The sequence below is a fragment of the Staphylococcus sp. HMSC62B09 genome, from assembly GCF_001839115.1.
Classification (GTDB): domain Bacteria; phylum Bacillota; class Bacilli; order Staphylococcales; family Staphylococcaceae; genus Staphylococcus; species Staphylococcus haemolyticus.
Genome location: NZ_KV840129.1, coordinates 16,252 through 29,515, shown reverse-complemented (window position 1 = coordinate 29,515; position 13,264 = coordinate 16,252). Strand labels below are relative to the sequence as shown.

The 13,264-nt window shown below is 32.6% G+C and carries 13 protein-coding genes; 12 read left to right on the top strand and 1 reads right to left on the bottom strand.

The annotated features are described in order from the left end of the window. Positions 1–60: 60 nt before the first annotated feature. Positions 61–1,305, bottom strand: a complete 1,245-nt coding sequence (locus tag HMPREF3265_RS05230; protein WP_070861093.1) for an aminoacyltransferase — start codon at positions 1,303–1,305, stop codon at positions 61–63. A 254-nt stretch (positions 1,306–1,559) separates the two neighbouring features. Here HMPREF3265_RS05230 and HMPREF3265_RS05225 point away from each other — a divergent pair, with 254 nt between their 5' ends. The 12 genes from HMPREF3265_RS05225 to HMPREF3265_RS05170 all read left to right on the top strand — a co-directional run. Beyond that, positions 1,560–1,919 (top strand): DUF4467 domain-containing protein, encoded by a 360-nt coding sequence (locus tag HMPREF3265_RS05225; protein ID WP_053025049.1) that lies wholly within the window; start codon positions 1,560–1,562, stop codon positions 1,917–1,919. A 23-nt stretch (positions 1,920–1,942) separates the two neighbouring features. Then, complete coding sequence (locus tag HMPREF3265_RS05220) at positions 1,943–2,539, top strand: DsbA family protein (RefSeq protein WP_070442589.1); 597 nt, start codon at positions 1,943–1,945, stop codon at positions 2,537–2,539. A 291-nt stretch (positions 2,540–2,830) separates the two neighbouring features. Continuing rightward, entirely contained in the window at positions 2,831–4,381 is a 1,551-nt protein-coding gene (gene adcA / locus HMPREF3265_RS05215) for a zinc ABC transporter substrate-binding lipoprotein AdcA (protein WP_070861092.1), read from the top strand. Positions 4,382–4,518: 137 nt separating this feature from the next. Continuing rightward, on the top strand, positions 4,519–5,034 hold the full coding sequence (locus tag HMPREF3265_RS05210; RefSeq protein ID WP_053025047.1) for a YceI family protein: 516 nt from the start codon (positions 4,519–4,521) through the stop codon (positions 5,032–5,034). 150 nt (positions 5,035–5,184) lie between these two features. After that, positions 5,185–5,691 carry an SRPBCC family protein gene (locus HMPREF3265_RS05205; RefSeq protein WP_070861091.1) on the top strand — a complete coding sequence of 169 codons (507 nt, stop codon included), beginning with the start codon at positions 5,185–5,187 and terminating at the stop codon, positions 5,689–5,691. Between the two features lie 31 nt (positions 5,692–5,722). Continuing rightward, on the top strand, positions 5,723–5,905 hold the full coding sequence (locus tag HMPREF3265_RS05200; protein ID WP_011274973.1) for a hypothetical protein: 183 nt from the start codon (positions 5,723–5,725) through the stop codon (positions 5,903–5,905). 141 nt (positions 5,906–6,046) lie between these two features. After that, complete coding sequence (locus tag HMPREF3265_RS05195; RefSeq protein ID WP_070581957.1) at positions 6,047–6,868, top strand: formate/nitrite transporter family protein; 822 nt, start codon at positions 6,047–6,049, stop codon at positions 6,866–6,868. 192 nt (positions 6,869–7,060) lie between these two features. Further along, the gene (locus tag HMPREF3265_RS05190; RefSeq protein WP_070861090.1) at positions 7,061–7,777 is read left to right on the top strand and encodes a sirohydrochlorin chelatase; all 717 of its coding nucleotides are present in this window, start codon (positions 7,061–7,063) and stop codon (positions 7,775–7,777) included. Between the two features lie 235 nt (positions 7,778–8,012). Further along, complete coding sequence (gene nirB, locus HMPREF3265_RS05185; protein ID WP_070861089.1) at positions 8,013–10,424, top strand: nitrite reductase large subunit NirB; 2,412 nt, start codon at positions 8,013–8,015, stop codon at positions 10,422–10,424. A gap of 3 nt (positions 10,425–10,427) precedes the next feature. Next, positions 10,428–10,742 carry a nitrite reductase small subunit NirD gene (nirD, locus tag HMPREF3265_RS05180; RefSeq protein ID WP_070442574.1) on the top strand — a complete coding sequence of 105 codons (315 nt, stop codon included), beginning with the start codon at positions 10,428–10,430 and terminating at the stop codon, positions 10,740–10,742. Then, a complete protein-coding gene (cobA, locus tag HMPREF3265_RS05175; RefSeq protein ID WP_070442571.1) occupies positions 10,733–11,677 on the top strand; it encodes a uroporphyrinogen-III C-methyltransferase in 945 nt (314 codons plus the stop codon). The genes nirD and cobA overlap by 10 nt, the downstream gene beginning before the upstream one ends. Before the next feature lie 206 nt (positions 11,678–11,883). Then, a partial coding sequence (locus HMPREF3265_RS05170) for a molybdopterin-dependent oxidoreductase (RefSeq protein WP_141764271.1) occupies positions 11,884–13,264 on the top strand: 1,381 nt, incomplete at its 3' end.

Sequence of the window (13,264 nt, the reverse complement as noted above, 5' to 3'; positions counted from 1 at the left end):
GAAAAACACTTTTCTAAAGTTCATAAAGTTGAACTTAGAAAAGTGTTTTTTGCTTTATAGTTATTTACGTTCTAATAGTTGTTTAACTTTGTATGCAAGTGGGTGTATCGGTTTAATGAAATCTCCAATGTATTCGTAAACATTAGCATTGAAGCCTTTTTTAAATTGTTGCACACCATAATCTTCAGCATCTTCACTAAAGTCACCTGTAATACCGTAGAAATTATAACGATCTACATTATGTTCTTTTGCGAATTTAATCATATCCCATTGTAAACGATATGCGCCCATATACGCATTATATCTAGGATTTGAACCACTGGATAAATAATAAACTTCATGTTCATTATATAAGTATAAAGCCGCAGCTAGATTAAGTGTTTCGCCTTCTTCAGCAATTTTATCTTTCGTTTCATTTAATTTGCGTTCATTACTATCAACTTGTTGTTGTATTTGTGTGCGTTTATTTTTATTTTTCTTAGAGTTAGGGTTTTCCTCTAATACAGCATCGACTTCGGATAATTGTACTGTTAATGAATCGTGTTTTTGTTGGAGAGTAGATAAGTAATCCTTTAAATCAATATAGGCAAGTTTAAGCATTGCATGGTCTTTATACGTTTTTTGCATTTCATAAAAGTATGGTTTGTCTCTAAATTTGAAACCATGTTTTTCTTCGGCCATTTGGAATAATTCAAAGAACGTATCCGTTTCATCCATAGGTAGCGTTCTTACTTTTACGCCCATTTCATACGTTTTTTTAATGTTACGACGTGTTTGATAGTCCATTTCTTTTAATAATTGATCTTCTGACTTGTCTTTTAAATCTAAGACAGATAACCAACGTATTTGACTCATTGTGCTATAACCTACTGTCCATCCTTGATGTTTGTAACCTAAATCTTCCAACGTTTTGATGACTGCTCGGTTATCGTAACTTTCTAAAATTTCTCCATCAGCATTACGTAGGTTCTCCAAAATATAAGGATCAACTAATACATATAAGCAATTATGTTTTTTTAAATAACTTGTTAGTGATTTAAAGAAAAAGTGAACCAATTCAATATTACTGTAGTCCATGACAGGTCCACGATGTGTATAAAAGTATTTGAACACTTTTAAAGCACGTGCCTCAGTCATTAAAGTTGCAGCGATGACATTGTCGCTGTCATCTTTGACACCTACAACATGCACATCACCTTTTAATTCATTTCTGTTTTCAAAGTGAATTCGAGATTGTGTGTAATGAGAGAAATGACTGGATGTAAATTTCTCAAATTCCTCCAGTGATAAAGTTACGAATTTCATATTCATCTACTCCTCTGCGTTTTTAAGAATTATCCTTTATTTTAACAAATAACTACAACTATTACACAAGATAAGTTATTAAATCACACCGTACTTTAGTTGTGGGTTAAAATATATATTTAATTTATAATAATAAATATTTTTAGAAAACTAAATTTTTATGAACTAGCGCATATTTTAAAACCATTGTATGATAGTATTTGCAAAAGAAGTATTATGATAGATAGAGAGAACTGGGCAATAGGAGTGAATATATGAAACGTATATTAGTTATGTTAAGTGTCGGTATATTATTGCTAGCAGCGTGTGGTAACGATAAATATGTCGATAAAATAGATAAAGCTGTAAAAATCCAAGATCAAAAGCAAGAACAAATGTCTAAGAATGATACAGGAGATATGGTTAAACACTTTGATAAAAAAGATGCGAATATTTATGTTTATGAAGATGGAAAGTATGTTGTCTTAGCGTATAAACCTTTAAGTAATAATGAAGAAGTTCATTACTACACTTATCAATTTGATGGTAAAAAAGCGAAACGCATTGATAACTTTGATACAAAACAATATATCGAATCACATGATGCTGATTATAAGGAAGAAAATATGAATTAATATGTTATTACAAAGGAGCATCTATGAAAAAGAGAATTTTGTTAATAAGTATGATGATGGTTTTAATAATCATCATAAGTGCTTGTTCTAATGACAACAAGGAAAAGCAGCCACCTAAAACTGAGAATGGCAAAATTTTAATCGTTGAGTATGGAGACTTTAAATGTCCATACTGTAAAAAAGTGGAAAAGAATGTAATGCCAACAATTAAAAAAGACTATATTGATACGAATAAAGTAGAGTATCAATTTATTAATGCTGGATTTCTTGGTAAAGATTCAATCGTCGGCTCTAGAGCCGGAAACGCAGTGCAAAAAGTTGCACCTAATGAATACTTAACTTTTCAACGTAACGTATTCGCGAATCAAAAAGACGAGGATAAAAAGTGGTTAACAGAACAATTTCTTGATAAAGAAATTGATAAGTTAGATATTACGACGCAACAAAAATCTGACATTAAAAAGCAGTATAAGACTAAGAACAGTGAAGCTTGGAAAAAAGCAGAAAAACAAAAGGAACTAACAGAAGATAATAATATTGATACTGTTCCAACTGTTTTTATAAATGGAAAAAAAGTGAAAGATCCTTATAAAGTCGAAGAATGGAAGAAATACTTATAGTCACGATGTCATAGTGAGTAACGCTGACATTCATTTTGTGTTATATTGTAACCACTAAAGAGAAGTGGAATAAATTTAATAATGTTGATTCAAATAAGAATTGTAGTGTACTTCACTATGATTCTTCTTTTTTTAAAAATTTAGAAAGGTAGTAACTTAATCAATGATAGATATTTTTAATAAAAGATGATTTTTATTAAATTGAAAATAAAAAAATAAAAAACTATTGTAATTTTATACAAATAAAGTTATGCTTTTAAATCGTAAGTATTACTATTTAGGAGGTATAAAATGAAACGCTTTTTAAGTCTTACTGTTTTGATAACTATTATTGTATTTATATTAGTCGCTTGTGGAAAGGAAGATCGTTCTAATAAAGATTCTAAAGGTGATAACAAAATGAATGTGTCTACAACTGTATATCCTTTGCAATCCTTTATAGAGGAAATAGGTGGTAACCATGTCAATGTATCGTCTATTTATCCTGCTGGCACAGACCTACATGATTATGAACCAACTCAGAAAGACATGTTAAAGGTTAATCAATCTGATTTATTTGTATATACAGGTGATGATTTAGATCCAGTCGCTAAGAAAGTTGCAGCCACAATTAAAAATGATAAAAAGAAAGTTTCATTACAAGATAAACTAGATCAATCAACACTACTAACAGACCAACACGAACACGGTGATGAAGAACACGAGGATTCACATGGACACGAACACCATCATCATGGTGGGTATGATCCACATGTATGGTTAGATCCTGAGAAAAATAAGGTGTTTGCTAAAGAAATTAAAGATCAGCTAGTAACTAAAGATCCAGAACATAAAGATGAATACGAGAAAAATTTTAAAAAATTAGAAAAAGAGTTAAATGATATTGATAATAAAATGAACAACATTACTAAAGATAAACAAGGTAATGCTGTATTTATTTCTCATGAATCTCTAGGTTATCTCGCAGATCGCTATGGCTTTGTTCAAAAGGGAATTCAAAATATGAATGCTGAAGATCCTTCTCAAAAAAAACTTACAAACTTAGTAAAAGAGATTAATGAGAAAAATGTTAAATACATATTGTATGAGGATAATGTTGCGAATAAAGTAACTGAAACAATCAGAAAAGAAACAAATGCAAAACCGTTAAAATTCTATAATATGGAGTCACTTAATAAAGAACAATCTAAAGATGCATCGATAAATTATCAAACATTGATGAACAAAAATATTGAAGTATTAGATAAAGCATTGAGTTCCAATATAAAAGTACAAGACGAAAAAGCTGAACATAAATATGATAAAGCTATTTCAGATGGTTATTTCAAAGATGAACAAGTTAAAGATCGTGCATTATCAGATTATGAAGGTAAATGGCAATCAGTGTATCCCTATTTAAAAAATGGTGATTTAGATGATGTAATGAAACATAAATCTGAAGAAGATAGCACTATGACAGAAAAAGAGTATAAAAAATACTATGAGAAAGGTTACAAAACTGACGTTTCTAACATAAATATTAAAGATGACAACATTACTTTTGAAAAAAATGGGAATAAGGTTACTGGAACGTATGAATATGTTGGTAAAAAAATCCTAGATTATAAGAAAGGTAATCGTGGAGTTAGATTTATTTTTAAATTGAAGCACTCTGACAAGCAAACATTACCTAAGTACGTTCAGTTTAGTGATCATAATATCGCACCTAAGAAAGCAGAACACTTCCACATTTTTATGGGTAACAACAATGAAACATTACTTGAAGAAATGGATCATTGGCCAACGTATTATCCTGCCTCATTAGATAAGGACGATATTAAAGAAGAGATGTTAGCACATTAATAAATTTAAAATTTGAGTCTTTTTACTTGTATTTCCATATAAGTTTCTTTATTATATTAAGTATAATAATTATACAAACTATAGTGCTGATTTTCAGTTACGTAGTTTCATAATTTAAATAATGGAGGTATGTACACATGGCTAATTTAAATTTAGATCCAGCACATTCAGGAGTTAACTTTTCTATTCAACATTTAGTTGTATCAAATGTTAAAGGACGTTTTAACGAATTTGACGCTAACATTTCAGGTGATTTCAATGATTTAAGTTCATTGCAAGGTACTTTTACTGTTCAAGCAAATTCAATTGATACTAAAGTAGCAGATCGTGATAATCATCTTAAAAGCGCAGATTTCTTAGACGCTGAAAACTACCCAGAAATTAAATTTGAAATTACTAAAGTAGATGATAAATCAGTTACTGGTAACTTAACTATGAAAGATCAAACACATGAAGAAACTTTTGATTTAGATTATAAAGGTACTAGTTTAAATCCATTAAACGGTAAAAACACTGCTGGTTTAGTAATTACTGGTAGCCTTAACCGTGAAAAATATGGCATTACGTTTAACCAACAACTTGAAACTGGTGGTTTCTTATTAGGAAAAGACTTAAATGTTGAATTTGATTTAGAATTTCCACTTGAAGACTAATCACTAGTTATACTACTTAATAAAAATACTCATATGGCTCCCTACAAAGTAGATATTAATGAATGTAAACTTTGAAGGGAGCTTTTTTGTAATTAAAATCAATAACTGGTAAATTCAGAGAGCATTTAACAAATAGATAGGGGGATTTAAATGTCAATTCAACTAAAAGATAATAAAATTATATTTAATAGAACGTTTGAGGCGCCAATAAATGAAGTTTTCGAGGCATACACTACGGAGACGTTATTCGAACAATGGTTTCATCCTCAAGGAGGTAAAACAAAAGTTTTTCGTTTTAACCCAGTAGTCGGTGGTGATGCCTTCTTTGCGATAGAAATGCCAGAACAAACAAGTTACACATTGACTGAATATAAAAAGGTGGATAAACCTAATCATATTGAATACTTAGATTTCTTTGCTACATCTCAAGGTGAGAAAGATACATCATTACCTGGGATGCAAATTTTGATTGATTTCACTTCAGAATCAGCGCAAAGCACGCTTGTAACGTCAACTTCAATCTTTCCAACAAAAGATGCGGCGCAACAAGCACTTGATATGGGTGTAGAAGCGGGAATGAATTCTACATTGAATCAACTAGAATCACTCTTGGAACAAAAAAGTCATAGGTATGTCAAAAAATTCAACTATATTTAAGTTATAATGTAGTTGAAATGAGGTTGATGATATGAAAGAAAGATATTTAAAAGTACTAGCTTTATTTTCAGTTAGTACATTAATACCAACAGTACTACTCAATTCAAAGGCAATTGATAATAGTGCAATTAAATATGTTTTAAGAACAGCGCTAGGCTATGGCATTTTTGCTACAGGTTTACGCTATTTATCAAGACTTAAAGCACATAAATAGTGAATTACTAAGTGAGGTAGAATCGTGTCTACATGATACGATTTTACCTCACTTTTTTACCTAAAAAATTTAAGCTATTCATGTTTTTTTATAAAATATATAATTGAAACATAACCTTAAAGGATGCAGGGGGGCATACATATGTTGAAGAACAATAAAACGGTTGAGGACACCCATGCAACGCGTGATATTGTAGAAGCTGCTGTTGGGCAGGTACAGACGAAAGAAATTATGTCTACAAAAACGCCTGGTAGATATGCATTGAAAACAATCATGTCAGGTTTTTTATTAGCAATCGTAACGGTATTTATGTTGGCAATTAAAACACAATTTGCAGCCACTAATGAAGGTTTAGTTAATTTGCTAGGTGCGATTGCATTTAGTTTAGCTTTAGTATTAATTGTGTTGACGAACTCAGAATTACTAACTAGTAATTTCATGTATTTAACGGTCGGCTGGTATTATAGAGCCATTACTATTAATAAGATGTTGTTCATTTTCTTATTCTGTTTTATAGGGAATATTATTGGCGGATTCATATTATTCTTCTTAATGAAAGGGACGCATATTATGACGCCAGAAATGATTGCCAGCTTAAGTAAGACAGTACATATGAAAACGGTAGAATCAACTTGGTTAAATATTTTAGTTAAAGCGATCTTCTGTAATTTCTTTATTAATATTGGTATATACGTGTCTATGTTATTTAAAGAAGGACTGGCAAGAGCATTCTTTATTGCCGTAGGTGTTGTTGTGTTTGTATTCATGGGTTATGAACATGTTGTCTTCAATGCTGGTTTATACGCAGGTATGGTGTTCTATAATTTAGATGCACTATCATGGTTAGGTGTTATTAAAAATATTGTGTTTGCTTTAATTGGTAACTATATCGGTGGTGGTATATTTATTGGTTTAGTATATGCGTATTTAAATGGTTCACGTGATAGTATAAAAGCTAAGTAATCAATAATAGGGTTGTGTTATCACTAAGTTAAATGAGTAAATAGCACAACCTTTTTTATTGAATTAATTCAACCACATTATTGAAAAAAGTTGACTAAATTATGATTAAAACATATCATTTTAATCAACATTAAAGCATTTTATGACCAAATTTTAAAAGCACTAAAGTCTTATATAAAGGGGATGAAGCGATTGGTTGCGAATATATTAGTGGCACACGGCATGAGAAAAGGTGATCAAAATAAAGCATTGGGAGAATTCTTAGATCGTTTATTAAGTGATGAAACGTATGAATATGAATTAGCGTTTATTGAAAGTGAAGAAAAGAGTATTGAAAATACGATTGGTCGTTTAATAAAGCAAGGTGAAACTCGATTTAAAGTTGTACCTCTTTTGATCTTTTCGGCAATGCATTATATCGTCGATGTTCCTGAAATTTTATCAAATATCAAAAAAGATCATCCTGAAATAAGTTACGAAATTAGTGAACCGCTTGGTACGCATGACTATATGGTAGATTTAGTTGAAAAACGTATTCAAGATGTTGAAATTTCTACCTCCTCTAATTATGCGATTGTATTAATCGCACATGGTAGTTTCTCATATACGAAAGCACATGATGAGTTAAAGGAATTTAGTGAAAAAATGAATCAACCTGTACCTATCTTTTGTCGTACGCTATATGGTGACATTACTTTTAGAAATGACTTGGATCAACTTTCGAATGAGTATGATGAACTTATTGTAGTGCCAATGTTTTTATATGATGGGCGACTAGTAAACAAAGTAAAACGACTCATTTCAGAAATGGATATACAGGGTACGCTTCATATTACACCATCTATTAATTTCGATAATATATTGAAGGAAATTATTAGTGAACGTTTAAAGCAATTAACATTTAATTAGGATTTATAAGCTGAGGCACTATGTTGTCTCAGTTTTTTATTGTAATTGGACAAGTTATTAAACGTATTAGGGAATTCCCCGATTTTTAATTAATTTGTGAAAATCATCACATTTGAAGTAGGATCTGTTATAGAATAGCAGTGAAGAAACAAATGTTGAATATCAAACATTTTAAAAAACAAAAAATTGCAAATGGAAAATAAGTAAATTTAAAGTGATAAAAGGGGCATATTTTATGACTAAACAAAAATTAGTGATGATTGGAAACGGTATGGCGGGATTAAGAACGATAGAAGAAATTCTAGAGCGTTCAGATTCACAATTTGACATTACAATTATTGGGAAAGAACCTTATCCAAACTATAACAGAATAATGTTATCAAATATATTACAGAAGAAAATGACTGTAGAAGAAACAATAATGAATCCATATGAATGGTATGAAGAAAATAACATTCAGCTCATCGTCAACGACCCGGTAGAGACGGTTGATCGTTCAGCACAAACAGTAACAACATCAAAAGGTGTTGAAGTGAACTATGATATTTGTATATTTGCAACAGGCTCTAGTGCTTTCGTATTACCGATACCTGGATCAGATTTACCAAGTGTTATAGGTTGGAGAACAATAGAAGATACTGAACGCATGATTGAAATCGCTAAAACGAAAAAGAAAGCTGTCGTTATTGGTGGCGGATTATTAGGACTTGAATGTGCACGTGGTTTAATGGATCAAGGTATGGAAGTAACTGTATTACACTTAGCAGAATGGCTTATGGAAATGCAGTTAGACCGTAAAGCTGGCGGCATGCTTAAAGCGGATTTAGAACGTCAAGGTATGAATATCGAGTTACAAGCGAACTCTAAAGAAATTATTGGTAAAGATGATGTAGAAGCGATTAAATTGGCGGATGGAAGAATAATCGAAACAGATTTAGTGGTCATGGCAGTCGGTATCCGTCCATTTACTCAAGTAGCACGTGATGCAGGTCTAGAAGTAAATAGAGGTATCGTTGTTAATGATTATTTACAAACATCAGACCCTAATATTTATGCTGTTGGCGAATGTTCAGAGCATGACGGCAAAGTATATGGTTTAGTCGCACCGCTCTATGAACAAGGTAAAGTGTTAGCTGACTACCTAACTGGAAAAGAAACAGAAGTGTACAAAGGTTCTACAACTTTCACTTCATTAAAAGTGTCTGGTTGTGATTTATATAGTGCGGGACAAATTGTTGAAAATGAAAATGTCCATGGTATTGAAATTTTCAACAGTGTCGATAATATTTATAAAAAAGTCTATTTGAGTGATGGTCAAGTTGTCGGAGCAGTATTATATGGTGATACAGATGATGGCTCAAGATTCTATAATATGATGAAAAAACATGAATCTTTAGAAGACTATACATTAGTATCATTATTGTACAAAGGTGGAGAAGAAGCGGTAACTTCTATCGCTGATATGCCAGACGATGAAACTATTTGTGGCTGTAACGGTGTAGATAAAGGTACGATTGTTAATGCGATTACGACTAAAGGATTAACATCAGTGGAAGAAGTAACGAAAGCAACTAAAGCGGGTAATTCATGTGGTAAATGTAAAGGACAAATTGGCGAGTTATTACAATGCACATTAGGTGATGACTTTGTAGCAGCGAAACCTACCGGAATTTGTGCTTGTACTGATTTAACACGTGATCAAATTGTTACGCAAATAAGAGCTAAAGGTCTAAAAACATCTAAAGAAGTACGTCACGTACTAGACTTTAAAGATAAAAATGGCTGTCCAAAATGTCGTCCAGCAATAAACTACTATTTAAACATGGTATACCCACATGACCATCAAGATGAAAAAGAATCACGCTTCGCAAACGAACGTTATCATGCAAATATTCAAAATGATGGTACATTCTCTGTTATTCCACAAATGCGTGGAGGCGTAACAGATGCTGACCAATTAATAAGATTAGGTGAAGTTGCAAAAAAATACAATGTTCCATTAGTTAAAGTAACAGGTTCTCAACGTGTAGGTTTATATGGATTGAAGAAAGAAGAATTACCTAAAGTATGGGAAGATTTAGGTATGCGTTCAGCTTCAGCATATGGTAAGAAAACACGTTCAGTTAAAAGTTGTGTAGGTAAAGAATTCTGTCGATTCGGTACTCAATACACTACACGCTTAGGTATTCGTTTAGAAAAAACATTCGAATACATTGACACACCACATAAATTCAAAATGGGTGTGTCTGGTTGCCCACGTAGTTGCGTTGAATCAGGAGTTAAAGATTTCGGTGTTATCTCAGTAGAAAACGGTTATCAAATTTACATCGGTGGTAACGGAGGTACAGATGTTACAGTTGGTAAATTATTAACTACCGTTGAAACTGAAGATGAAGTTATTCAATTATGTGGTGCGTTAATGCAGTATTATCGTGAAACTGGCATATATGCAGAAAGAACTGCACCATGGTTAAATCGTTTAGGCTTTGAAAATGTTAAAGAAGTACTACTGGATCCTGAACGTCAAAAAGAATTATTCGATAGAATTATGGATGCTAAAAAAGCGATTGATGGACATGGCGAACCTTGGGAAGCAATCGTTGAAGATAAAGAAGCTCGAAAAATCTTTGAAGTTGAGAGGGTGTAACATATGAAATCTATGGAAAAAGTAAAAGTAACTACAATAGAAGAATTAACACCATTGATTGGGAAAAAAGTGATTGTTGATGGTAAGGAAATTGGCATTTTTTTAACTGAAAGTGGAGACATTCATGCGATTAATAACATTTGTCCTCACAAACAAGGGCCATTATCAGAAGGAACAGTAAGTGGCGACTACGTTTATTGTCCTCTACATGATCAAAAGGTTGATTTGAGAAGTGGTGAGGTACAAGAACCTGATACTGGATGTGTTGAAACATATCCAGTTGAAGTCATCGATGGAGACGTTTATGTATGTCTGTAGATGAAAAATCAAAGGTTTACTTGATAGGTGCTGGACCTGGTAATCCTAATCTTTTAACGAAAAAAGCAGAACGATGTATTAAGAAAGCTGAAGTTATTCTATATGATCGTTTAGTAAACCCACTCATACTTCAATATGCACCCGCTGATGCGGAATTCATTGATGTAGGTAAAAAGCCTTACGCTAAACACATACAACAAGACGAAATTAATTTAAAAATCGTTGAAGCGGCTAAAAAGTATCAAACAGTCATTCGTCTCAAAGGTGGCGATCCAGCAATATTCGGTCGTGTTACTGAAGAAGTCAATACTTTAAAAGACTATGGAATCGAATATGAAATTGTTCCTGGTGTAACTTCGGCAAGTGCCGCTGTTGCAACAATGGATTTAGGATTAACAATGAGATCAGTAGCACCTAGTGTGACCTTTTCAACAGGTCATTTCAAAGATTCAATCAATCAAGAAACAGATATACGTAATTTGATTAATGGTGGGACATTAGCCATCTATATGGGGATAAAGCGATTGGGCCGTATCATTGAGCAAATCACAGCTTATACTTCAGAAAACTATTCGATAGCAATTGTATTTAATGCTACGTGTTATAACCAAAGCGTCATCATTGGTAAATTAAGCACCATTGAGCATCAATTACAACAACATGAACTTGAAGGTGAACCAGGAATTTGTATTTTAGGTGCTATTGTTGACCATATTGATAAAGATAAAGTGTTGAAACAAGAGCATGAAAGAAATTTAGATGATTTATTATATGTTATAAAAGGTTCGAAAGAAGATGCTTTATTAAAAGCTGAAGAATTATCTGAAACAGGATATCGTTGTTTAGTGCAAGTTGATGAAAGTTACCATCCATCACAACAACAATTATATACACAAATAATCAATAACAATAAAATTAAATATATTAATTTATAAGTCATCCTTGCAGGAGTGGTATAACGAATTCTTAGAACGTTATGTACCACTACCTGCTTTTTTGTTTTTTAGGGATTCCCCCATGCGAATTAGGACATTCCCTAATACCTAATGAATGTGAAAAATTGTACAATCATTATAAATTCAAAAGTAAAACGGCAAATCGGAATAAGTTAATACCTTTAACGGTAGGAGGATTCATATAGATGGGAAAATTTGGATTAAACTTTTTCAAACCAACTGAGACATTTAATGGTAATTGGTCAGTTCTTGAGAGCAAAAGTAGAGAATGGGAAAAAATGTACCGTGAAAGATGGAGTCACGATAAGGTAGTTAGAACAACACATGGTGTTAACTGTACAGGGTCATGTTCATGGAAAGTATTTGTTAAAAACGGCGTAATCACTTGGGAAAATCAACAAATCGATTATCCAAGTTGTGGGCCTGATATGCCAGAATTTGAACCTCGTGGATGTCCGCGTGGTGCGTCATTCTCTTGGTATGAATATAGTCCGCTTCGTGTGAAATATCCATACATTAGAGGGAAATTATTAGATTTATGGAATACAGCGTTAGAAGAAAATAATGGAAATCGTATTGCAGCGTGGGCATCTATTGTTGAAGACGAAGAGAAAGCAAAAGCGTATAAACAAGCACGTGGTAAAGGTGGACATGTTCGAGCTAACTGGAAAGATGTAACAGATATTATTGCTGCACAAATTCTTTATACAATTAAAAAGGATGGTCCAGATAGAATCGCAGGATTTACACCAATTCCTGCCATGTCAATGATAAGTTATGCTGCAGGGGCAAGATTTATCAACTTACTCGGTGGAGAAATGTTAAGTTTTTATGATTGGTATGCTGATTTACCGCCTGCGTCACCACAAATTTGGGGTGAACAAACTGACGTACCTGAATCAAGTGATTGGTACAATGCTTCATATATTATTATGTGGGGTTCAAACGTACCACTTACACGTACACCTGATGCTCACTTTATGACTGAAGTGAGATATAAAGGAACTAAAGTTGTTTCAGTAGCACCTGACTATGCAGAAAATGTTAAATTCGCGGATAACTGGTTAGCGCCTAATCCAGGTACTGATGCAGCGGTAGCACAAGCAATGACACATGTTATTTTACAGGAATACTATCAAGATAATCCTAGTGAAATGTTCATTAACTATTCAAAACAATATTCAGATATGCCTTTCGTGATTATGTTAGACGAAGATGACAATGGCTATAAAGCAGGACGATTCTTACGTGCAAGTGATTTAGGTATGGAAAGTGAAAATATCGAATGGAAACCAGTCATTCACGATATGAATAGTCTTCAGTTTGTAGTACCTAATGGCACAATGGGTCAACGCTGGGAAGAAGGCAAGAAGTGGAACTTAAAATTAGAAAATGAAGATGGTTCTAAGATTGATCCAGCGATGTCAATGGCAGACGACACTTACGAACTAAAAACAATTCAATTCCCTTACTTTGATAGTCAAGGTGACGGTATTTTTGAAAGACCAATAGCAGCTAGAAAAGTAACATTAGCTGATGGAAAAGAAGTGTATGTAGCGACAATAT

What these genes read in the sequence shown, in the direction of transcription:
- HMPREF3265_RS05230 (WP_070861093.1), bottom strand. Translation starts at nt 1,305, where the DNA reads ATGAAATTCGTAACTTTATCACTGGAGGAATTTGAGAAATTTACATCC.
- HMPREF3265_RS05225 (WP_053025049.1), top strand. Translation starts at nt 1,560, where the DNA reads ATGAAACGTATATTAGTTATGTTAAGTGTCGGTATATTATTGCTAGCA.
- HMPREF3265_RS05220 (WP_070442589.1), top strand. Translation starts at nt 1,943, where the DNA reads ATGAAAAAGAGAATTTTGTTAATAAGTATGATGATGGTTTTAATAATC.
- adcA (WP_070861092.1), top strand. Translation starts at nt 2,831, where the DNA reads ATGAAACGCTTTTTAAGTCTTACTGTTTTGATAACTATTATTGTATTT.
- HMPREF3265_RS05210 (WP_053025047.1), top strand. Translation starts at nt 4,519, where the DNA reads ATGGCTAATTTAAATTTAGATCCAGCACATTCAGGAGTTAACTTTTCT.
- HMPREF3265_RS05205 (WP_070861091.1), top strand. Translation starts at nt 5,185, where the DNA reads ATGTCAATTCAACTAAAAGATAATAAAATTATATTTAATAGAACGTTT.
- HMPREF3265_RS05200 (WP_011274973.1), top strand. Translation starts at nt 5,723, where the DNA reads ATGAAAGAAAGATATTTAAAAGTACTAGCTTTATTTTCAGTTAGTACA.
- HMPREF3265_RS05195 (WP_070581957.1), top strand. Translation starts at nt 6,047, where the DNA reads ATGTTGAAGAACAATAAAACGGTTGAGGACACCCATGCAACGCGTGAT.
- nirB (WP_070861089.1), top strand. Translation starts at nt 8,013, where the DNA reads ATGACTAAACAAAAATTAGTGATGATTGGAAACGGTATGGCGGGATTA.
- nirD (WP_070442574.1), top strand. Translation starts at nt 10,428, where the DNA reads ATGAAATCTATGGAAAAAGTAAAAGTAACTACAATAGAAGAATTAACA.
- cobA (WP_070442571.1), top strand. Translation starts at nt 10,733, where the DNA reads ATGTCTGTAGATGAAAAATCAAAGGTTTACTTGATAGGTGCTGGACCT.